This window comes from Pseudomonas sp. 22189, assembly GCF_052045635.1.
GTDB classification, from domain to species: Bacteria; Pseudomonadota; Gammaproteobacteria; order Pseudomonadales; family Pseudomonadaceae; genus Aquipseudomonas; species Aquipseudomonas parakoreensis.
Map to the genome: position 1 here is coordinate 1 of NZ_JBQEPG010000016.1, position 20,901 is coordinate 20,901.

Sequence of the window (20,901 nt, forward strand, 5' to 3'; positions counted from 1 at the left end):
GATGGTAGTGTGGGGTTTCCCCATGTGAGAGTAGGTCATCGTCAAGATTAAATTCCGAAACCCCAATTGCGAAAGCAGTTGGGGTTTTGTTTTGCCCGCAGGAAAGTGCTTGGCTCGCCAAGATCAGACGATGCGAGTGTTCCAACCGTCGCCAGGACTGCCATTGGAGAAAATCCTTCTGAAGTGACCGCTCGGTTTTTGGTATGGTGCAGCTCGTTTTTTAACGGATTGATGTCATGCCCACGGATCGGCGCTCAAATTATGTCAAAGAGTTGCTGTAGAAATGCCTGAACCCATCCCGATCAAAGATCATGAAAAAGAGAAGCGCTTGGTCAACAAACGGTTGATCGCCTGCGCTCTGTTTGTCTTTGCTATCAGCTGCGCGCTGGTGGTGCGCTTGTACATCCTGCAAGTGGTTGAATATGACTACCACTCGACCATCTCTGAAAACAACCGCGTGCACGTATTGCCGATTCCGCCGACGAGAGGCCTGATCTACGATCGCAATGGTGTGCTGCTCGCTGATAACCGTCCCAGTTACAACCTGATCATCACCCGCGAACGCGCCACTGATGTAAATCAGGAGCTGGACGAGGTGATCAATCTGCTGCATTTGCCCGCTGAAGATCGTACGGTTTTCGATAAGGCCATGAAGCAGTCCCGTCACCCATTCACCCCGGTGACGCTGTTCTACGAACTGACGGAAGAGCAAATCGCCGTGTTGGCGGTTAACGAGTTCCGTTTGCCGGGCCTCGATGTCGAGCCGCAGTTTGTTCGGCATTACCCGTTGGGTCCGCACTTTGCGCATTCAATCGGTTACGTTGGCCGGATTAACGAAAAAGAATCCAAAACCCTCGACTCGGTGGAATACCGCGGCACGCAATCCATCGGTAAAACAGGCATTGAACGCTTCTACGAAGCGCAGCTGCACGGTCACGTTGGCTACGAAGAAGTTGAGACCAACGCCCAAGGCCGAGTGTTGCGAGTGCTCAAACACACCGATCCGGTCCCTGGCAAAAACATCGTTCTAAGTCTCGACGTCAAACTGCAGGAAGCTGCTGAAGCCGCACTGGGCGACCGCCGTGGTTCGGTGGTGGCTCTCGATCCATCCACTGGTGAAGTGCTGGCCATGGTCAGCAATCCGAGCTTCGACCCGAACCTGTTCGTCACCGGTATCAGCTCCAAGGAATACTCGGCGCTACGCGATTCCATCGATCGGCCGCTGTTCAACCGTGTGCTACGCGGCCTGTATGCACCGGGTTCGACCATCAAACCCGAAGTGGCGATTGCCGGCCTTGATGCCGGTGTTGTGACCCCGCAGACACGAGTCTTCGACCCGGGCTATTACCAACTCCCGGATTTCGATCACAAGTACCGCAACTGGAACCACAGTGGCGATGGCTGGGTGGACATGGACGCGGCGATCATGCGTTCCAATGACACCTACTTCTACGATCTGGCGCACAAGCTCGGCATCGATCGCCTGCACGACTACATGGCGATGTTCGGCCTCGGCGAAAAAGTCTCGCTGGACATGTTCGAAGAGTCGCCCGGTTTGATGCCATCGCAGGCCTGGAAACGTGCCACGCGTCGTCAAGCCTGGTTCCCGGGGGAAACAGTAATTCTGGGCATCGGCCAGGGCTACATGCAGGTCACGCCACTACAACTGGCTCAGGCCACCGCACTGATTGCCAACAAGGGCATATGGAATCGACCGCACTTGGCGAAGACCGTCGATGGCGTAGCGCCGGTCGATGAACATCCGATGCCGAATATCCTGCTGAAGAACCCGCGTGACTGGGATCAGGTCAACCACGGCATGCAGATGGTGATGCACGATGCCCGGGGAATCGCGCGCGCCGCAGCGGCCGGTGCGCAGTACCGCATCGCCGGCAAGAGTGGTACGGCGCAGGTGGTGGCGATCAAGCAGGGTGAGCGTTACAACCGTGAGAAAACCCTAGAACGGCATCGCGACAACGCCTTGTTTGTCGGCTTCGCTCCGGCAGAGCATCCGAAGATCGCCATCTCGGTGATGATCGAAAACGGTGAGGCCGGTGGTCGGGTTGCCGGTCCCGTGGTGCGGCAGATCATGGACGCCTGGCTACTGGATCAGGATGGCCACCTCAAGCCGCAATACGCGGCGCCGGCCAAGCCGCCGGGTGACCCGCACGTGTAGCCGGGATGCGCTTCACTACACCGGCTCACGTTGGCTGCGCCGTGAAGCTGTCGAGGCAGGGGTTTGGGTAACTGACTATTTGCAGCTGTAACCCTCGGGCATCGTGACGCTGTAGTTGCGTTGCACGCGATCCTGGAAGTTCAGGTTCTGCAGGCCCTGCTCGACCAGAAACGCTTCGACCTTGGCGGCCTGACAGTCCTCGTTATAAGACGACGCCCGCAGCAGATACACCGTGCGTTTACTCGCCTCATCCCGGGCGGTGGCAATAAAGGTACTTAGGGTGGTATAGCCGATTCGCTCCGAAGTACCCACCGGGCCATAGGTCGTATTGGGCTTACTGGTGCAGGTCAGTCGGTCATCTTTCTTCTTGGTGTTCTTGCAAACGGTGGTAGTGCTGGTTGGCACTTGCCCATAATCGGTAGCGGTATAACGGTAAGACACTTGCCGGCTGCCGATATCTAGGCTGATAGTCATTTTGATCGGTGCGTGATTTCTGGGCAGGCTGGCGTCGGTATAAACCTCTTGGAAACCCCTGTCTTTCAATGCGTTGACCATGTCGCGAAGATAATAGCGGGCATTCAGTGCGTTCTCATCGGCGCCTTTCGTCGAGGTCACCAATACGGTTGCCTTTTGGTCGAACTGATAGTCCGGATCAGGGATTGCATTGAGTGCTACGTCAAATTGTGTGGCGCAGCCGCTGAGTGACGCTGTCAGCAATAACAGCGCGCATAACAAATAACGGGACATGACAAAGCCGCCTTGAAACTAAGGATTGAATAAAAGTTAAACGATCGGGACCTGCGATAAACAACTCGCCTTCCGGGGAAAGTCTCAGTCTTTCTGGTATTCCAGCAGATCGCCCGGCTGGCAATCGAGCGCAGCGCAGAGCTTGTCCAGAGTTGCCATCTTCACGCCTTTGACTTTGCCGTTTTTAAGCAATGACAGATTGGCCTCGGTTATTCCGAGCAGGGCGGCTAACTCTTTCGAGCGAATTTTTTGCGTGGCCATGACGACGTCAAGGCGGACGATAATGGTCATTATATTGTTCTATATGTATTGGCTTTGCTCATCGCTGAGTACTTTTGCGTCACGCATGATAATTGAAAAAATACAGAGTAATACGCCTTTGATTATCTCGTAGGCAGAAGCGGAAGACAGGCCGATTGAGAACTGGAAAATCCGATCTCCCGGCGGCAGATCTATCGACAACGCCAGACCTTGCAAGGTCTCTATTAACGGGTAGGTTGCCGGAGAAACGATGCAGAGCACGCCCACTCGCCAGAGGACTCTGATGTTGCGGTCGGTCCAGGTTTCGCCGCGCGACAAGCGCAGAAAAAACAACCCGGTCAGCCATAACGCGTAAGCCGACAGGACAACGGGCAGGAAATCCAGAAAGACGATCAGCGCAGTGACCGTTGATGACAGCCAGGTGTCAGGATCAAGCAATGCACCTTCGACAAACGGGTCAAGCAATTGCGGCGAGCCTTCTGCAAAGGCATAAAGCAGGCTTGCCAGCATTTCATCCTTCTTGAAGAACCAGATCGTCACGTTGCCACCGACCTCCGTCACCCCCAGAACCCAGACAAGAATCGCAGCCAGCAGACCGATCCAATGCATGCGCTGCGGCGCCAATCCGTTGATGTGAGTACTCATGAAAATTCCTGGTTGTTACAATTTGGTAGCGAATTCTCGATGATAAATTATCTGATTACAATAATTAGTTTTGTTTTTGTTGCTGCGCCACTTTCTTCTGTTCCGGCTCCGCGCAATCGCTGGTAATGGTGCGGAAATCGATTCGCTGGCCAGCGCGCCTAAGGTGCGCCAAGTGTGGAATCAACAAACCTGGCGGCAAGACCGAAGCCACTACAAAATCAGGCCCCGGGCACTGGGCAACTCATGTCACCTTCCTGACACGTCAAATACTGCTTCAGCGCCTCAATCCGCGCCTTGGTCACAGTTGTCAGGCAATTGCTGTAGATCAGCGGATAAACACTCCCGCCCTCGACCCCGGATGCCGAAAATTTGCACTCAGCATCGCGAAACCCGATCCACGCCCGCTGCGCCCCCACCAGCAGCTTCTTGCGGTCAGGGTTGTCCTTCAAGCGGCCGGTGATCTGCTGATACACCGCGTTCAACTCCTTGTCAGTCGACTTGAATTCCTGCCCGGCACACTGGTTCATGGTGGCCTGATCGCTGGCATTGGCGCAGTCGACGGCAGCGTGGGCGAGGGGGCTGAACAGAAAGGGTGTCAGGGCCAGAAGCAGGCGTGGGGACATTGGGTAATCTCACTGAGTCGGATGAAAGTGCAGTGCAGTTTAGCGGCTGTGGAGCTTCTAATCAGGGACGCGTAGCCGGGAGGCTTCGAGCAGGCGATCTGCGGTGGCTGCAATCTCCTCGCCGTCATGGAGCATTTCCAGCCAGTGGGCAGGAATCGCCCGAACGCCATAGTAGGCCCCGGCCAATTGGCCGACGATCGCGGCAGTAGTGTCGGCATCATCGCCCAGGTTGGCGGCTTGCAGAATCGCCGCGGCGAAACCGTCAGTGTGATGAAAACACCACAGCGCCGCTTCCAGCGACTCGACGCTGTAGCCGCTGCCACGGATTTCGCTCGCCGACTTTGCGAGGTAATCACCTCGGGCGATGGCTGCGACTTTAGGTTGAACGAAGGTTGTGTCTGGCAATTTGCGCAATTCTGACTTGGAGGCGCCTAGCAGTGCTTTGCTGAGCACTTCGGCAAATAACTGACAGCATTCGATGGCTTCAGGTGCAGCATGGGTGGTTCGCGAACTGTCACTGGCGAACTGGCGAATCTGCCGGGCATCAGGGAAATAAAACAGCACCACCGGCACCAGGCGCATCAGCGACCCGTTGCCGGCGGTAAACGGGTCGGTAGATCCCGCGAACGGCTGACCGGTTTGCTGATACCGCGACAGCGCCTGGCTGACCGTCATGCCGATATCGAAACAATCACCGGTGGAACTGAGATACCCCCATTGCCACCAATTCAGATAGCGTCCCATCTGGTCCGCCGCATCGAATGTGTTTTTCCTCAGCAGGCTCTCCGCCAGGCACAGCGCCATCGAGGTGTCATCCGTCCATTGCCCGGGTTTCAAGTGAAAGGGGCCGCCACCGACCATGTCCCTCAGCGGCTGGAATGAGCCTCTTGGCTTGAACTCCAACGTGGTGCCGACGGCGTCGCCGCAAGCGAGGCCGAGCAGGGCGCCGCGATAACGTTCGGAGAGAGATGGCTGCATGCTTCATCCTTGTCTGTGTCCATTTCGCAGGAAACGGTAACAGGTTCATCGGAGGGGGGCGCTCGTTTCAATGAACGGAAATGCCGCCGAATGTTTCCTCTGGATTGGACAGGTGCAGCCCTTTGATACAACTTCAGGTTGGACATGTGGTCATACAAGCCTACTGTTCAAAACAGGAGGTGACTTATGAAACCGGTACCCAATAGTTTCGAACGCAAAATCGCGCTCAAGGCGCCACGTTCATATGTCTGGCGTGCATTGGTCGATGCCGAGGCGTTTGGTCAGTGGTTTGGTGTGGCACTGGAGGGCAGGCGGTTCATTGCCGGGGAATGGACGCAAGGGCAGGTCACGTATCCCGGTTATGAACACGTGCTGTGGAACGTGCTGGTGGAGCGGGTGGAGCCGCAGCAGCTGTTTTCGTTTCGCTGGCACCCGTACGCGGTCAATCCGAACATCGACTATTCCCAGGAGCCGACTACGCTGGTCAAGTTCGAGCTGCAGGATTACGAGAGCGGCACATTGCTCAAGGTGTCCGAGTCCGGCTTTGCGCATATCCCCGATGTGCGGCAGAAGGAGGCGTACTACATGGATAGCCGCGGCTGGGAGGAGCAATTAAGTCGACTTGAACAGTTTCTCGCCGAAAGTGCGAAGACGCGCGAGCGTGATGGTGACTGACATGGTGGCTTGCAGGCTGAGTGCCTGACTGACGTAGGGGTTTTCGGAAGGGCTTGTATAGCGAATGTCTTACACGCGGTGGTAGCTTTTGCGACTATTGCCGATTGGATCCACGGCGTAATCTACACCCATCAACTGAGACACAGGGAGTGTTTCAGGATCACGGATGATCGACCATTAGCAAGGATCGCTGCCGACAGGGAGTCGATAATGGTCTTGGGAAAAACCCGCTTCGGCGGGTTTTTTTTCGCCTGCAGAAAAGTATTTGTGTCGAGCACCGGTAGCGAGGGGATTTATCCCCGATGGGTTGCGAAGCGACCCCAAAAAAGGGCCTGCTGCGCAGTCCATCGTAGATGAATCCCCTCACCACGGGAATCAAGCAATCACGAGGCGATCAGTTGCCGCAACACGTAGTGCAGAATCCCGCCCGACTTGAAGTACTCCACCTCATTCAACGTATCGATGCGGCACAGCACGTCGAGTTTCTCCTGGCGGCCGTCCTCACGAGTGATGACCAGGGTCAGGTTCATGCGCGGCGTCAGCTCGACACCAGTCAGACCCTGGATATCAAGGGTTTCCTTGCCAGTGAGGTTCAGGCTCTTGCGGTTCTGATCGAGCTTGAACTGCAACGGCAACACGCCCATGCCCACCAGGTTGGAACGGTGGATGCGCTCGAAGCTTTCAGCGATCACCGCTTTGACACCCAACAGGTTGGTGCCCTTGGCCGCCCAATCGCGGCTGGAGCCGGTACCGTATTCCTGACCGGCGATTACCACCAGCGGCGTGCCCGAGGCCTGATAACGCATGGCGGCATCATAAATCGGCATTTTCTCGCCGCTCGGGATGTAGATCGTGTTGCCACCTTCTTCGCCGCCGAGCATCTCGTTACGAATGCGGATGTTGGCGAACGTGCCGCGCATCATCACCTCATGGTTGCCACGTCGTGAGCCGTAGGAGTTGAAGTCTCGCGGTTCCACGCCTTTTTCGCGCAGATAGCGCCCGGCCGGGCTGTCAGTCTTGATGTTGCCGGCCGGGGAGATGTGGTCGGTGGTCACCGAATCACCGAGCAACGCCAAAACCCGCGCACCCTTGACGTCAGTGATCACCGGCAATGGGCCGGAAATGTCGTCGAAGAACGGCGGATGCTGGATGTAGGTCGAATCGTCCTGCCACACATAGGTGGCGGCTTGCGGCACCTGGATCGCTTGCCACTGTTCATCGCCGGCAAACACCTCGGCGTATTCCTTGTGGAACATCGCGGTGTTGACCTGATTCACCGCATCGGCGATTTCCTGACTGCTCGGCCAGATATCGCGCAGGTACACCGGATTGCCTTGCTGGTCGTTACCCAGAGGCTCGCTGCTGATGTCAATGCGCACACTGCCAGCCAGAGCATAAGCGACCACCAGCGGTGGCGAGGCCAGCCAGTTGGTCTTGACCAGCGGATGCACCCGGCCTTCGAAGTTACGGTTGCCGGACAGCACCGACGCCACGGTGAGGTCAGCTTTCTGAATGGCCTTCTCGATTGGCTCCGGCAATGGCCCGGAGTTGCCGATGCAAGTGGTGCAGCCATAACCGACCAGCGAAAAACCGAGCTGATCCAGGTATTGCGTCAGCCCGGCCGCCTTGTAGTAGTCGGTGACCACTTTCGAGCCGGGGGCCAGCGAACTCTTGACCCACGGCTTGCGCGTCAGGCCTTTCTGCACGGCTTTTTTCGCCAGCAGACCGGCCGCCATCATCACGCTCGGGTTGGAGGTGTTGGTGCAGGAGGTGATCGCGGCGATTACCACCGCGCCGTTTTTCAGGCGATAGGTGTGGCCTTCATACTCGTATTCGGTTTCGCCGACCAGATCGGCGTTGCCCACGGCCACCCCACCGCCGCCCTCGCTTTCCAGGCGGCCTTCTTCCTTGCTGGTGGGCTTGAATTGCAAATCCATGAAATCACTGAAGGCCTGCGCCACGTTTGGCAGCGAGACCCGGTCCTGCGGGCGCTTTGGCCCGGCAAGGCTGGCTTCGACGCTGCCCATGTCCAGCGCCAGGCTGTCGGTGAACACCGGTTCCTGACCGGGCAGGCGCCATAGGCCTTGGGCCTTGGTGTAGGCCTCGACCAGTTTCACCACTTCAGCCGGGCGGCCGGACAGGCGCAGGTATTCGAGGGTTACGTCATCGACCGGGAAGAAGCCACAGGTCGCGCCATATTCCGGGGCCATGTTGGCGATGGTCGCGCGGTCGGCCAGTGGCAGGTCGGCGAGGCCGTCACCGTAGAATTCGACGAATTTGCCGACCACACCTTTCTTGCGCAGCATCTGCGTGACGGTCAGCACCAGGTCGGTGGCGGTGATGCCTTCCTTGAGTTTGCCAGTGAGTTTGAAGCCGATCACTTCCGGAATCAGCATCGACACTGGTTGGCCGAGCATTGCCGCTTCCGCCTCGATCCCGCCGACACCCCAGCCGAGCACGCCGAGGCCGTTGATCATGGTGGTGTGGGAGTCGGTGCCGACCAGGGTGTCGGGGAACGCGTAGGTGCGGCCTTCCTCATCCTTGGTCCATACCGTGCGCCCGAGGTATTCGAGGTTGACCTGGTGGCAGATCCCGGTGCCCGGTGGCACCACGCTGAAGTTGTCGAAGGCGCTCTGACCCCAGCGCAGGAACGCGTAGCGCTCGCCGTTGCGCTGCATCTCGATGTCGACGTTCTGTTCGAAGGCGCTCGGAGTGGCGAATTTGTCGACCATCACCGAGTGGTCGATCACCAGATCCACCGGCGACAGCGGGTTGATTCGTTGCGGATCACCACCGGCCTTGGCCATCGCGGCGCGCATCGCAGCGAGGTCGACCACGGCGGGCACTCCGGTAAAATCTTGCATCAATACGCGGGCAGGGCGGTACTGGATTTCCCGGTCGGAGCGGCGCTCCTTGAGCCAGGCGGCGATGGCTTTGAGGTCGGCGCCGGTGACAGTTTTTTCATCTTCCCAGCGCAGCAGGTTTTCCAGCAGGACTTTCAGCGACATTGGCAACTGGTCGATATTGCCCAGGCTTTTTGCGGCATCCGGCAGGCTGAAATAGTGGTAGGTTTGTTGGTCGATCTGCAGTGTTTTAAGGGTCTTCAGACTATCGAGGGACGGCATTACGATCACTCCTTTGAGTCCGCACGGCTACGGACTGAGGGGACGGGCAGAGCTATCAACGTAGCCCTGTTTTCAGTAGCTGGCTAATAACTGGACTCTATCGATAAGTCCAAGGTTCCGACATCGGCTATCATGCGCCGGTTTTCGTGACAGGCTTTGCTTCACCGCAAGGCTTGAGCAGCGTGCAGGGGCCGAATGTCCGCCCTCTGCCCAGGAGTAAGAATGAACACCCTATTCATGCATTGCCGGCCAGGCTTCGAAGGCGAAGTCTGTTCGGAGATTTCCGACCTCGCCGCCCAGTTGAATGTGGCCGGTTACGCCAAGGCCAAACCGGCCACCGCGTACGCGGAGTTTGTCTGCAGCGAAGCAGACGGCGCCGAACGCCTGATGCGCGGCCAGCGTTTCGCCGAGCTGATTTTTCCGCGCCAGTGGGCGCGCGGTGTCTTCATCGATTTGCCGGAAACCGACCGCATCAGCGTGATCCTCGAGCAGATGGCGGACTTTCCGGTCTGCGGCAGCCTGTGGCTGGAAGTGGTCGATACCAACGACGGCAAAGAGCTGTCGAACTTCTGCAAGAAATTCGAAGGCCCGCTGCGCAAGGCGCTGACCGGTGCCGGCAAACTGGTGGACGACGCCAGCAAACCGCGCCTGCTGCTGACCTTCAAAAGTGGTCGCGAAGTGTTTCTCGGCATGGCCGACGCCGGCAACTCGGCGATGTGGCCGATGGGCATTCCGCGCCTGAAGTTTCCGCGCGAGGCGCCCAGTCGTTCGACCTTGAAACTGGAAGAGGCCTGGCACCATTTCATCCCGCGTGATCAGTGGGACGAGCGCCTGCACAGCGACATGACCGGCGTCGACCTCGGCGCGGCACCCGGCGGCTGGACCTGGCAACTGGTCAACCGTGGCATGCTGGTGACCGCCATCGACAACGGCCCGATGGCTGAAAGCCTGATGGACACCGGTCTGGTGCAACACTTGATGGCCGACGGTTTCACCTTCAAGCCCAGGCAACCGGTGGACTGGATGGTCTGCGACATCGTCGAGAAGCCGGCGCGTAACGCGGCGATGCTTGAAGAATGGATCGGCGACGGTCATTGCCGCGAAGCGGTGGTCAACCTCAAGCTGCCGATGAAACAGCGCTATGCCGAAGTGAAGCGCTTGCTCGAGCGCATCGCCGATGGCTTCAAGGCGCGCGGGATCAAGGTCGACATTGGTTGCAAGCAGCTGTATCACGACCGCGAGGAAGTGACCTGTCATTTGCGTCGGCATGACATCAAGAAAGCCAAATCCCGCTGAGTCACCACTAAACCCTGTGGGAATGATCTCTTTGGTGAGGGGATTTATCCCCGATGGGATGCAGCGCATCCCCAGTCTCTGGGGCCGCTTCGCGACCCATCGGGGATAAATCCCCTCGCTACAGATGACTGAGCACCCGGCAATGCGCGACAATGCCGGCCAGTTTCAGGAGTGAATCATGAGTGAAATGATCGATACCCCGGTCGACGGCACCCTCGACGCCACCGGTCTCAATTGCCCGGAGCCGGTAATGATGCTGCACCAGCACATACGTGACCTGGTGCCGGGCGGCCTGCTCAAGGTGATCGCCACCGATCCCTCGACCCGTCGCGACATTCCCAAGTTCTGTGTGTTTCTCGACCACGAACTGGTGGGGCAGCACGAAGAGGCCGGTACTTATCTGTACTGGATCCGCAAGAAGTCCAATTGAATTCGGGCATAAAAAAAGACCTGCATGTGCAGGTCTTTTTTTATGGCTGATCAGCCCACCGAACGACTGATCCGAATACGCTTGCGTGCACTGCGCGTCAGTCGAAACGACAACATCAGCGCCGCGCAGCTCAGGCCGACAATCAGCCCTTGCCACAGACCGCTTGGACCACGCGGTTCGCCGAGCCAGTCGGTCAGACCTAGGGCGTAACCCACTGGCAGGCCGATGCCCCAGTAGGCGAACAGGGTCAGAATCATCGTTACCCGGGTGTCCTGATAACCGCGCAGAGCGCCTGCAGCCGTCACCTGGATCGCGTCGGAGAACTGGAACAGCGCCGAGTACACAATCAGCATCGCCGCGATGTGAATCACCGTCGGATCCGCTGTGTAGATCGACGCAATCGGCTCGCGCAGCAACAGCATCATGCTCGCCGACAGGCAGGCATACGCCAGTGCGGTGCCCATGCCGACGCCGGCGGCAAAGCGTGCTTCCCGTGGCTCTTCACGGCCCAGCGCCTGGCCGACACGCACCGTAACGGCCATGCCCAGCGAATACGGAATCATGAACACCAGCGAGCTGACGTTCAGCGCGATCTGATGCCCGGCCACCACGGTGGCGCCAAGGCTGCCGATCAGCAGGGCGATCACGGCGAAGATACTCGACTCGGCAAACACGGCGATGCCAATCGGCAAGCCGATCGCCAGCAGACGTTTGATCACCGCCCATTGTGGCCAGTCGAAGCGGCTGAAGATCTCACTCGAACGATACGCCGGCGCCCAGCGCTCCCATCCGGCCAGACCCAGCGCCATGACCCACATCACGATGGCCGTGGCCCAGCCACAACCCACGCCACCCATGGCCGGTACGCCGAAGTGGCCATAAATGAAGATGTAGTTCAGCGGAATGTTCAGCGCCAGACCGCACAGGCCCAGCACCATCGCCGGGCGGGTACGGCCGATGCCGTCACTGGTGCAACGCAGCACGTGATAGAACGCCACCGCCGGCAGGCCGCTGGCAATGCCGTGCAGGTATTGCATGCACGGGCCGATCAGCTCGGGATCGACTTTCATCAGGTGCAGCACCGGTTCGGCGGCGACCAGCATGCACGTGGCGATCAGGCCGACCACCAGTGCCAGCCACAGCGCTTGACGGACAATCGGGCCGATTTCGCTGTGGGTGCCGGCGCCGAAACGCTGGGCGACTTTCGGCGTGGTGGCCAGCAGGGTGCCAGTCATCAGCAGAAACACCGGGACCCAGATTGAGTTGCCCAGTGCTACCGCTGCCAGGTCACGCGGCCCGACACGGCCGGCCATCACCGCATCGACGAAGCCCATGGCGGTGGTCGCCAGTTGCGCGATGATGATCGGCAGCGCGAGGGCGAGCAGATTCCTGAATTCCAGGCGAATTCGCGCGGGGCGGGTGAGTGAGGCAGCGAGCGGTTTTTCAGTAACAGAATTCACAGGCGAAGCGTCCACAGGGATTGATGCGCAGGGCGCCGCATTCTACGCCGCTGACGCTTTGGTCAGGAAAAATCCTCTGTTGCGGATTTGTAATCTGTAGGAGCTGCCGCAGGCTGCGATCTTTTGATCTCGATCTCGATCTTGAAAAACAAAATCAANAGCCTGCGGCAGCTCCTACAGTTAAACTGCCGATCCGCCCAAGGAGCCCGCCATGCTGATTGTTGCCGACGAAAATATCCCCCTGCTCGATGCCTTTTTTGCCGGTTTCGGCGAGATCCGCCGGGTGCCGGGCCGTGCCATCGACCGTGCGACGGTCGAGCAGGCCGATGTGTTGCTGGTGCGTTCGGTGACTAACGTCAATCGTGCTTTGCTCGAAGGCAGCAAAGTGCGTTTCGTCGGCACGTGCACCATCGGTACCGATCACCTCGATCTCGATTATTTCACCGAGGCCGGCATCACCTGGTCCAGCGCGCCCGGTTGCAACGCGCGGGGCGTGGTCGATTATGTGCTCGGCAGTCTGATGACCCTGGCGGAAATCGAAGGCGTTGAATTGCCGCAACGTACTTATGGGGTAATCGGTGCCGGTGAAGTCGGCGGTCGGCTGATCAAGGTGCTCAAGGGCCTGGGCTGGAATGTCAAAGTCTGCGACCCGCCGCGTCAGGCCGTCGAGGGGGGCGATTACGTGAGCCTTGAGCAGATCATCGAGCAGTGTGACGTGATCAGCCTGCACACGCCGTTGACCCGTACCGGCGCAGGCGCGACCTGGCATCTGTTCGATGAGCCGCGTCTGCAACAACTCAAACCGGGTACCTGGCTGATCAACGCCGCTCGTGGCCCCGTGGTGGATAACGCTGCGTTGCGCACCGCGCTGCTGGCGCGTGAAGACCTGCAAGCGGTGCTCGACGTGTGGGAAGCCGAGCCTGAAGTCGATGTCGACCTCGCCGAACTCTGCGTGCTGGCCACGCCGCACATTGCCGGTTACAGCCTCGATGGTAAACAGCGCGGCACGGCGCAGATTTATCAGGCTTATTGCGAATTTATCGGTCAGACGCCGAGCATCCAGCTCAGTGACTTGCTACCGGCGCCGTGGCTGTCAGAAGTGACCCTGCACGCCGACAGCGATCCGGCCTGGGCACTGGCGATGTTGTGCCGTGGCGTATACGACCCGCGCCGCGATGATGCGGATTTTCGTCGCAGTCTTGTCGGCAATGTCGCTGAACAGCGTGCGGCCTTCGATGTGTTGCGCAAGCAGTATCCGGTGCGGCGCGAGATCGAGGGGCTGAAGGTGCGGATCGACGGTGATTCGCCGCAGTTGCAACAGATTGTGGCGGCGCTGGGGGCGGTTGCGGTTCAATAACAGGTCGGCCCTTTCGCGAGCAGGCTCGCTCCCACAGTGTTTGCCCTGACCCTGTAGGAGAGCAGAACGGCAGGCAGAAAAAACCCGGCCAAACAGGGGCCGGGTCAGGAAGACGGTGGCTATATCACTTTTGTTCGGCAGGCTTGACCAATCGCTTCTCCAGCTCGCGGCACGCGTTCTGGATCATGTCTTCAGTGATCGGTACTTCACGCCCATCCTTGTCGATAATCGAGCAACCCAGAGGTTGGCCGGGCTTGGTGCGGATCACTTGAATCTTGTCATCGCTGCTGTGTTGCAAGGACATGGCCTGTCTCCTCATCAGGTTGTGCACGTAGATTAAAACCGCCACGTGACCAGGCTGTGACAACACCCTTGGGTCTGTCAAAAGCGGCATCTCCACTCCAACAGAAATGACCGCTCGTCTCAACCGGGACATTAGACCAATAGCAACTATGGCCTAGTCTTTGGGGGCATATTTAACCTGACTCATTGTGATTTACAGAGTTCCGCCCCATAGAAGGTTTAGGCTAGCCCTTTCATCAACACGGATGTGTACCTGAATGATCTCGAAGCTTTCTTCCCGGCACCGTCGAGCGCTGAGTCTGACCAGCCGGTTTCTGGCGCCTTATCGTTGGCAAGTCTGCGCTGCGCTGTTGGCGTTGATCGTCACGGCGGCCGTTACTTTGTCGATGGGGCAGGGGATCAAATTGCTGGTCGATCGGGGCTTCATGACGCAGTCGCCGCATCAACTGAACCAGAGCATCGGTATCTTCATGCTGATGGTGTTGGGCCTGGCGATTGGCACCTTCGCGCGGTTTTACTGGGTATCGTGGATCGGCGAGCGAGTTGTAGCGGATATCCGGCGCGAGGTGTTCAACCATCTGGTCTATCTGCATCCCGGCTTTTACGAGAATAACCGCAGTTCAGAGATTCAATCACGGCTGACTGCCGACACGACGTTGCTGCAATCGGTGATCGGCTCGTCGCTCTCCATGTTTCTGCGCAACCTGTTGATGGTGATCGGCGGAGTAGTGCTGCTGTTCGTGACCAATCCGAAACTCACCAGCATCGTGGTGATCGCCTTGCCCTTCGTGGTCGCGCCGATTCTGATTTTCGGTCGGCGCGTGCGCAATCTGTCGCGGTTGAGTCAGGATCGGGTCGCCGACATCGGCAGCTACGTTTCCGAGACGCTCGGGCAGATCAAAACCGTTCAGGCCTATAACCATCAGGTGCAGGATGAACGCCGTTTCGCCACGACGGTCGAGGACGCGTTTGATACTGCGCGCAAACGGATCTTTCAGCGCTCCTGGATGATTACCGTGGTGATCGTGCTGGTGCTCGGCGCGGTGGCGGTGATGTTGTGGGTCGGTGGCATGGACGTGATAGCCGGGCGCATTACCGGGGGCGAACTGGCGGCGTTCGTTTTCTACAGTCTGATCGTCGGCAGTGCCATTGGTACGTTGAGCGAGGTCATCGGCGAGTTGCAGCGTGCGGCGGGTGCCGCCGAGCGCATCGCGGAACTGCTCAATTCGCAGAACATCATCCAGCCACCGACCCTCGGGCTGGTGACGTTGCCAGAACGGATCAAGGGCGAGCTGCAATTGCAGAATGTGCACTTTTCCTACCCGTCGCGTCCGGACAGCTATGCCATCAGCGGCTTGAGCCTGACCATCAGGGCTGGTGAAACCCTGGCCCTTGTCGGGCCTTCCGGCGCCGGTAAATCCACGGTGTATGACTTGTTGTTGCGCTTCTACGACCCACTTGAAGGCCGGATCCTGATTGACGGGGTGCCGCTGACCAGCCTCGATCCGCTGGATCTGCGGCGCAATTTCGCCCTGGTCTCGCAATCGCCAGCGCTGTTTTTCGGCAGCGTCGAAGAGAATATTCGTTACGGCAATGCCGACGCGACACTGGAGCAGGTCAAGGAAGCGGCAAGAATTGCTCACGCCCATGACTTCATCGAGAAGATGCCCAACGGTTATCAGACTCATCTGGGGGACGCTGGCCTCGGCCTTTCCGGCGGCCAGCGTCAACGCCTGGCGATCGCCCGCGCGTTGCTGGTGGATGCGCCGATTCTGCTGCTGGACGAAGCCACCAGCGCTCTCGATGCCCAGAGCGAACATCTGATTCAGGAAGCGTTGCCAAGTCTGATGCACAACCGCACCACGCTGGTGATTGCGCATCGCCTGGCCACGGTGAAGAACGCCGACCGGATCGCCGTGATGGATCAGGGCCGATTGGTCGCAATCGGTACGCATCAGGAGCTGATCGTGAGCAATCCACTGTATGCGCGGCTGGCGGCGTTGCAGTTCAACGACGGGCATGCGATGGCGGTGTAGAACCGCCGAAGGCTTTTCTGGCAGCAAAAAAATGCCCGCATCGATGGATGCGGGCATTTTTCATTTCAGGTATTCAGCACCTGTCACTGATCGTCGAAATACCGCTCATGCCAATCCACCAGCGGCTGCGGCGAATTGAGTTTCTGCCCGTAGATCACCGAGTACGACAGCACGTTCTGCACGTACTGGCGGGTTTCGTCGAACGGGATGCTTTCCACCCACACATCGAAGCTCAGGTGATCGGCGCCGCGCAGCCACTGGCGCACGCGGCCAGGGCCGGCGTTGTAGGCGGCGGAGGCCAGGACGCGGTTGCCGTTGAACTGGCTGTGCACCTGGCTCAGGTAAGCGGCGCCGAGCTGGATGTTCTTGTCCGGATCGAGCACTTGCTGCGGCGAGGCCAGCGGAATGCTGAACTTGCGCGCGGTTTCCTTGGCGGTGCCGGGCATCAACTGCATCAGGCCGCTGGCGCCGACGCCGGAGCGGGCGTCATCCATGAACGCGCTTTCCTGGCGGGTGATGGCGAACACCCAGCTCGAATGCAGGCCGCGCGTCTTGGCTTCACGCACCAAGGTGTCGCGGTGGGCCATCGGGAAGCGGATATCCAGGTCGTCCCAGTATTGCGCCTGACTGATGGTGCGAATGGCGGGGAAGTACCATTTCAGGTCGTAAGCCAGCCTGGCCTGGGCGACCATTTCGTCACGATTGAAATGGCGGCTGACGTGATACCACTCGCGGCGCCCGTCGACGATCTGCCCGCGCGCATGGAATTCCAGAGCGCGACGCACACCGGGGGTATTACGCACTTTGTTGATGGTGGCCTGGCTGAGTACCAGCGGCTTGTTCATCAGCGAGTAAGGCAGTTGCGAACGGTCGGCGGCGAGGAAGCCGTAGAAGTCGCGTTCTTTCGCCAGATTCTTGTACAGGGTTTGCGCTTGCGGGTTCTGCGGTTGTGCCAGTTCCAGGCTGCGGGCCTGCCAGTAACGCCAGCGGTTGGTGGTCGCCAGATCCTGCGGCAGCCGACGGGTCAACTGATACGCATCGTCCCAGCGTGCCAGACGCAACAGCAGGCGCAGGCGCCATTCGGACACAGTGTTGTCACGCAGCTCCGGATCGTATTTGGTCATCACGTCCAGCGCGCGGCTGTCGAAACGCCGGGCCAGGGTCAGGCCGATTTCCCGGGCAATCGCGACTTTTTCGTCACGGGAGAAATGCATGCTGCTGGCGTATCCGTCGAGCAGGGCCATGGCCTTGTCCGGGTCCTGACGGGCGAGGCGGCGCAGGCCGAGGCTGACCACGTCGGACATCGGCTCGTCAGCGGGAGTGAAGCGCGACGGCTGATTGAGCAGTTCGGGTTTCTGCGCCACATCCACCAGCAGCCGACCGCGCGGGGCGAGGGTGGTCAGGCCGTTGACCAGGCTGTTGGCCAGTGGATAGTTGCGCGCCTGGGCGGCAAGTTTGGTGCGCTCCCAGCGTTTCTGCTCGGTCAACTGGCCGTCGGCGGCCCAGATCCCGAACAGCCCGTCACAGGCGGCCGGTTGCGATTTGCCGGTCAGCCACAGTTTGTCGGCGTTGGCATAGCCCTCGGCCTTGTGGCCGCTGCTGATCTGGTACTGCGCATTGAGGCAGTCCAGTTCGGTGAAGTTGAGTTTCGGGTCGTAATACTTGACGAAAGTTGCCCAGTCGCCACGGTCGGCGAGCCAGCGCAACCAGCGCAGTTTCATCCAGTTGGCCTGTGGCAGGTCGCCGTGCTCGGCGAGGAATTTCTCGATTTCCTCATTACTGGCGGTTTTCAGACGCGCGGTCAGTTCGTCGTAAGCCAGGTACGGTTCCAGCGGGTAATCGGCCAAGGCCTGGCTGTAACGAAAGTACGGGCCGGTATCGCCCTTGGCCAGTGCGCGCTTGGCTTCATCGTAATACTGGCGTTGGGTCGACAGGTCCACCGCCTGGGCGGATTGAGCGGCAGCGGCGGTAAGTAGCAAACAGGACAAGACACTGAAAAGGCGACTGCGCATGAGACATCCGGGCAGAGAAATCATGACAAGCACCGGCCGCGGCCAGCACTGAATTGTCTGTAGCTTAGCCTTTTGCCAGCAACGGGCGAAAGCTTTGCCGGTCTTGCAGCACAAGTTCGCAACAAATGTTGTGCAGAGTGCTTCGGCAGACAAATTGCCGGCCTGCTGAGGACCTGATTCAGGTAGAATGCGCGCCCGGTTTTTGGAGAAGCTCATGACCCTGCTCAAATTCAGCGATGTGTCCCTTGCATTCGGCGCGATGCCGTTGTTGGACAAGGTGTCCTGGCAGATCGCCCGTGGTGAGCGGGTGTGCATCATCGGCCGCAACGGCACTGGCAAATCCAGCATGATGAAACTGGTCAAGGGCGATCAGAAGCCCGATGACGGCTCGGTGTGGCGTGCCCCCGGTCTGAAAATCGGTGAATTGCCGCAAGAATTGCCGGTGGCCGACGGGCGGACGGTATTCGACGTGGTTGCCGAGGGGCTGGACGGTGTTGGCGCCTTGCTCGCCGAATACCATCACCTGAGCCAGAACATCGTCACCGACGCCGATCTGGACAAGCTGATGCACGTTCAGCACGACCTCGAAGCCCGTGACGGCTGGCGTTTGCAGACGCTGGTCGACAGCACCCTGAGTCGCCTGCAACTGCCGGCCGACAAGACTCTTGCCGAGTTGTCCGGCGGCTGGCGTCGCCGCGTGCTGCTGGCGCAGGCGCTGGTGTCCGAACCGGATCTGCTGCTGCTCGACGAACCCACCAACCACCTGGACATCGGTGCGATTGCCTGGCTCGAAGAAGCCCTGAAGGATTTCCAGGGCGCCGTGCTGTTCATCACGCACGACCGTTCCTTCCTGCAAAACCTCGCCACGCGCATCCTCGAACTGGATCGCGGCGGTCTGATCGACTGGAACGGCGACTACGCCAGCTTCCTCGTGCATAAAGAAGCCGCGCTGGCTGCTGAAGAAACCGCCAACGCGCTGTTCGACAAACGTCTGGCTCAGGAGGAAGTGTGGATCCGTCAGGGCATCAAGGCCCGTCGCACCCGTAACGAAGGCCGTGTGCGTGCCCTGAAAGCCCTGCGCGTTGAGCGCAGCGAACGTCGTGAACGTACCGGCAAGGCGAATATTCAGCTGGAAACGGCCGAGAAGTCCGGCAAGCAAGTGATGGTCCTGGACAACGTCAGCTTCCATCACCCGGACGGTCCGTACCTGATCAAGGACTTCTCGATGGTCCTGCAGCGTGGCGACCGTATCGGTCTGCTGGGCGCCAACGGTACCGGCAAGACCACTCTGCTCAAGCTGATGCTCAACGGTCTGCAACCGACCAGCGGCAAAGTGGAAGAGGGCACCCGGATCGATGTCGCCTACTTCGATCAGTTGCGTCATCAGCTCGATCTGGAAAAGACCGTGATCGACAACGTCGCCGAAGGTCGCGACTTCATCGAAATCGATGGCCAGAGCCGCCACGTCCTGAGCTACCTCGGCGACTTCCTGTTCAGCCCGCAACGTGCGCGCACGCCGGTGAAGGCGCTGTCCGGTGGCGAGCGTGCACGTCTGTTGCTGGCCAAACTGTTCAGCAAACCGGCGAACCTGCTGGTACTCGATGAACCGACCAACGACCTCGACGTCGAGACTCTCGAACTGCTCGAAGAAGTACTGCTGACGTTCAACGGCACGGTGCTGATGGTCAGTCACGACCGGGCATTCCTCGACAACGTGGTCACCAGCACTCTGGTCTTCGAAGGTGAAGGCAAGGTCCGTGAATATGTCGGCGGTTATCAGGACTGGATCCGTCAGGGCGGCTCGCCGCGCCTGTTGGGTGTGACCGAGAGCAAGTCGGGCAAGGCTGACCTGAACTCGGCGGTGGTCACTGCTGAGCCTGCACCCGTTGCCGCGCCTGCTGCTGCAGCGCCGGCCGCCAAGAAGAAGCTGAGCTACAAGCTGCAGCGTGAGCTGGAAGCGCTGCCGGGCGACATTGATGCCAAGGAACAGCAGATCGCTGCGGTCGAGGCGGAAATGGCCGAAGCCGGTTTCTACCAGCGTCCGCCAGCAGAAACGGCCAAGGTGATTGCTTCGCTGGAGCAGTTGCAGGCTGAGCTGGATGCGCTGGTGGAGCGTTGGGCCGAGCTGGATGCCTGATTGATCCGGCAACAAAAAAGCCCGACGCTCAGTGATGAGCGCCGGGCTTTTCATATGCGGGTAGAGACCTGATGTGGGAGCAAGCCTGCTCGCGAATGCGGTTCGTCAGGCGGCATTAAAGCTGAATGTGCCAACGCCTTCGCGAGCAGGCTCGCTCCCACAATGATCCGTGTTTTAACGTTTGATCAGGTGTACTGCCAAAACATCGCATGGCGCGCCGTGCAGAACGTCATTCGCGGTCGAGCCGAGCAATAGCGCCAGACCGTGGCGGCCATGGCTGCCGACCACGATCAGATCGCAGAGATTTTCCTTGGCGAAATGATGGATTTCCTGACGTGGCTGGCCATAGGTCAGGTGGCAATTGGCACCCTCGAGTTCGGCATATTTGGCTTTCAGGCGCTCTAGACGTTCCTTGGCCTGATCGAACTGCTGCTGTTGCAGTTGTGACAGATCCATCGGTACATCGCCGCCGAACGCCATCGCCATCGGTTCGACGATATGCACCAGCGACAGCTTGGCGCCATTGCTCGTCGACAGCTCTCGGGCGCGGTGAATCACAGGGTCGCACTCTTCGGTCAGATCTACGGCGACCAGGATATGGGAGTAGGGCATGAGGTGCTCCTTGTGACGGTTCAATAGT

17 protein-coding genes are annotated in these 20,901 nt (G+C 59.2%); 7 read left to right on the forward strand and 10 right to left on the reverse strand.

The features are described 5' to 3' along the window. Nucleotides 1–283: 283 nt before the first annotated feature. Nucleotides 284–2,176 carry a penicillin-binding protein 2 gene (gene mrdA / locus ACTJKS_RS17935; protein WP_108183352.1) on the forward strand — a complete coding sequence of 631 codons (1,893 nt, stop codon included), beginning with the start codon at nt 284–286 and terminating at the stop codon, nt 2,174–2,176. 75 nt (nt 2,177–2,251) lie between these two features. Here mrdA and ACTJKS_RS17940 read toward each other — a convergent pair whose 3' ends face one another. The 5 genes from ACTJKS_RS17940 to ACTJKS_RS17960 form a co-directional block, all read right to left on the reverse strand. Next, a complete protein-coding gene (locus ACTJKS_RS17940; RefSeq protein WP_108183351.1) occupies nt 2,252–2,923 on the reverse strand; it encodes a hypothetical protein in 672 nt (223 codons plus the stop codon). 84 nt (nt 2,924–3,007) lie between these two features. Further along, nucleotides 3,008–3,214 carry a helix-turn-helix domain-containing protein gene (locus ACTJKS_RS17945; RefSeq protein WP_003226632.1) on the reverse strand — a complete coding sequence of 69 codons (207 nt, stop codon included), beginning with the start codon at nt 3,212–3,214 and terminating at the stop codon, nt 3,008–3,010. A gap of 9 nt (nt 3,215–3,223) precedes the next feature. After that, nucleotides 3,224–3,829, reverse strand: a complete 606-nt coding sequence (locus ACTJKS_RS17950; protein ID WP_041069052.1) for a DUF2975 domain-containing protein — start codon at nt 3,827–3,829, stop codon at nt 3,224–3,226. A gap of 218 nt (nt 3,830–4,047) precedes the next feature. After that, nucleotides 4,048–4,452: a lysozyme inhibitor LprI family protein gene (locus ACTJKS_RS17955; protein WP_108183350.1), complete on the reverse strand. Its 405-nt coding sequence runs from the start codon at nt 4,450–4,452 to the stop codon at nt 4,048–4,050. 57 nt (nt 4,453–4,509) lie between these two features. Next, nucleotides 4,510–5,430, reverse strand: a complete 921-nt coding sequence (locus ACTJKS_RS17960; protein WP_108183349.1) for an ADP-ribosylglycohydrolase family protein — start codon at nt 5,428–5,430, stop codon at nt 4,510–4,512. Nucleotides 5,431–5,616: 186 nt separating this feature from the next. Here ACTJKS_RS17960 and ACTJKS_RS17965 point away from each other — a divergent pair, with 186 nt between their 5' ends. Then, entirely contained in the window at nt 5,617–6,105 is a 489-nt protein-coding gene (locus ACTJKS_RS17965; RefSeq protein ID WP_041069044.1) for an SRPBCC family protein, read from the forward strand. 383 nt (nt 6,106–6,488) lie between these two features. Here ACTJKS_RS17965 and acnA read toward each other — a convergent pair whose 3' ends face one another. After that, on the reverse strand, nt 6,489–9,230 hold the full coding sequence (gene acnA / locus ACTJKS_RS17970; protein ID WP_142580101.1) for an aconitate hydratase AcnA: 2,742 nt from the start codon (nt 9,228–9,230) through the stop codon (nt 6,489–6,491). 222 nt (nt 9,231–9,452) lie between these two features. Between acnA and rlmM the strand changes: the two genes are divergently transcribed. Together rlmM and tusA are read left to right on the forward strand one after the other, a co-directional pair. Further along, a complete protein-coding gene (gene rlmM / locus ACTJKS_RS17975; protein ID WP_108183347.1) occupies nt 9,453–10,526 on the forward strand; it encodes a 23S rRNA (cytidine(2498)-2'-O)-methyltransferase RlmM in 1,074 nt (357 codons plus the stop codon). A gap of 178 nt (nt 10,527–10,704) precedes the next feature. Beyond that, nucleotides 10,705–10,956, forward strand: coding sequence for a sulfurtransferase TusA (tusA, locus tag ACTJKS_RS17980; protein ID WP_007961802.1), 252 nt, complete (start codon nt 10,705–10,707; stop codon nt 10,954–10,956). Nucleotides 10,957–11,006: 50 nt separating this feature from the next. Here the strand turns inward: tusA and ACTJKS_RS17985 are convergent, their stop codons facing one another. After that, entirely contained in the window at nt 11,007–12,416 is a 1,410-nt protein-coding gene (locus tag ACTJKS_RS17985; protein ID WP_108183346.1) for an MATE family efflux transporter, read from the reverse strand. Between the two features lie 211 nt (nt 12,417–12,627). Here ACTJKS_RS17985 and pdxB point away from each other — a divergent pair, with 211 nt between their 5' ends. Beyond that, entirely contained in the window at nt 12,628–13,773 is a 1,146-nt protein-coding gene (gene pdxB, locus ACTJKS_RS17990) for a 4-phosphoerythronate dehydrogenase PdxB (RefSeq protein ID WP_108183345.1), read from the forward strand. 124 nt (nt 13,774–13,897) lie between these two features. On the opposite strand, the gene ACTJKS_RS17995 is transcribed toward pdxB, so the two are convergent. Then, complete coding sequence (locus ACTJKS_RS17995) at nt 13,898–14,077, reverse strand: PA1571 family protein (RefSeq protein ID WP_065260694.1); 180 nt, start codon at nt 14,075–14,077, stop codon at nt 13,898–13,900. 256 nt (nt 14,078–14,333) lie between these two features. On the opposite strand from ACTJKS_RS17995, the gene ACTJKS_RS18000 reads away from it, so the two are divergent. After that, nucleotides 14,334–16,112, forward strand: a complete 1,779-nt coding sequence (locus tag ACTJKS_RS18000; RefSeq protein ID WP_041069025.1) for an ABC transporter transmembrane domain-containing protein — start codon at nt 14,334–14,336, stop codon at nt 16,110–16,112. Between the two features lie 83 nt (nt 16,113–16,195). On the opposite strand, the gene ACTJKS_RS18005 is transcribed toward ACTJKS_RS18000, so the two are convergent. Beyond that, complete coding sequence (locus ACTJKS_RS18005; protein ID WP_108183344.1) at nt 16,196–18,124, reverse strand: transglycosylase SLT domain-containing protein; 1,929 nt, start codon at nt 18,122–18,124, stop codon at nt 16,196–16,198. A 214-nt stretch (nt 18,125–18,338) separates the two neighbouring features. Here ACTJKS_RS18005 and ACTJKS_RS18010 point away from each other — a divergent pair, with 214 nt between their 5' ends. Beyond that, a complete protein-coding gene (locus ACTJKS_RS18010; protein ID WP_198758593.1) occupies nt 18,339–20,261 on the forward strand; it encodes an ATP-binding cassette domain-containing protein in 1,923 nt (640 codons plus the stop codon). A gap of 174 nt (nt 20,262–20,435) precedes the next feature. Here the strand turns inward: ACTJKS_RS18010 and ACTJKS_RS18015 are convergent, their stop codons facing one another. After that, nucleotides 20,436–20,873: a universal stress protein gene (locus ACTJKS_RS18015; RefSeq protein ID WP_041069017.1), complete on the reverse strand. Its 438-nt coding sequence runs from the start codon at nt 20,871–20,873 to the stop codon at nt 20,436–20,438. Between the last annotated feature and the right edge of the window lie 28 nt (nt 20,874–20,901).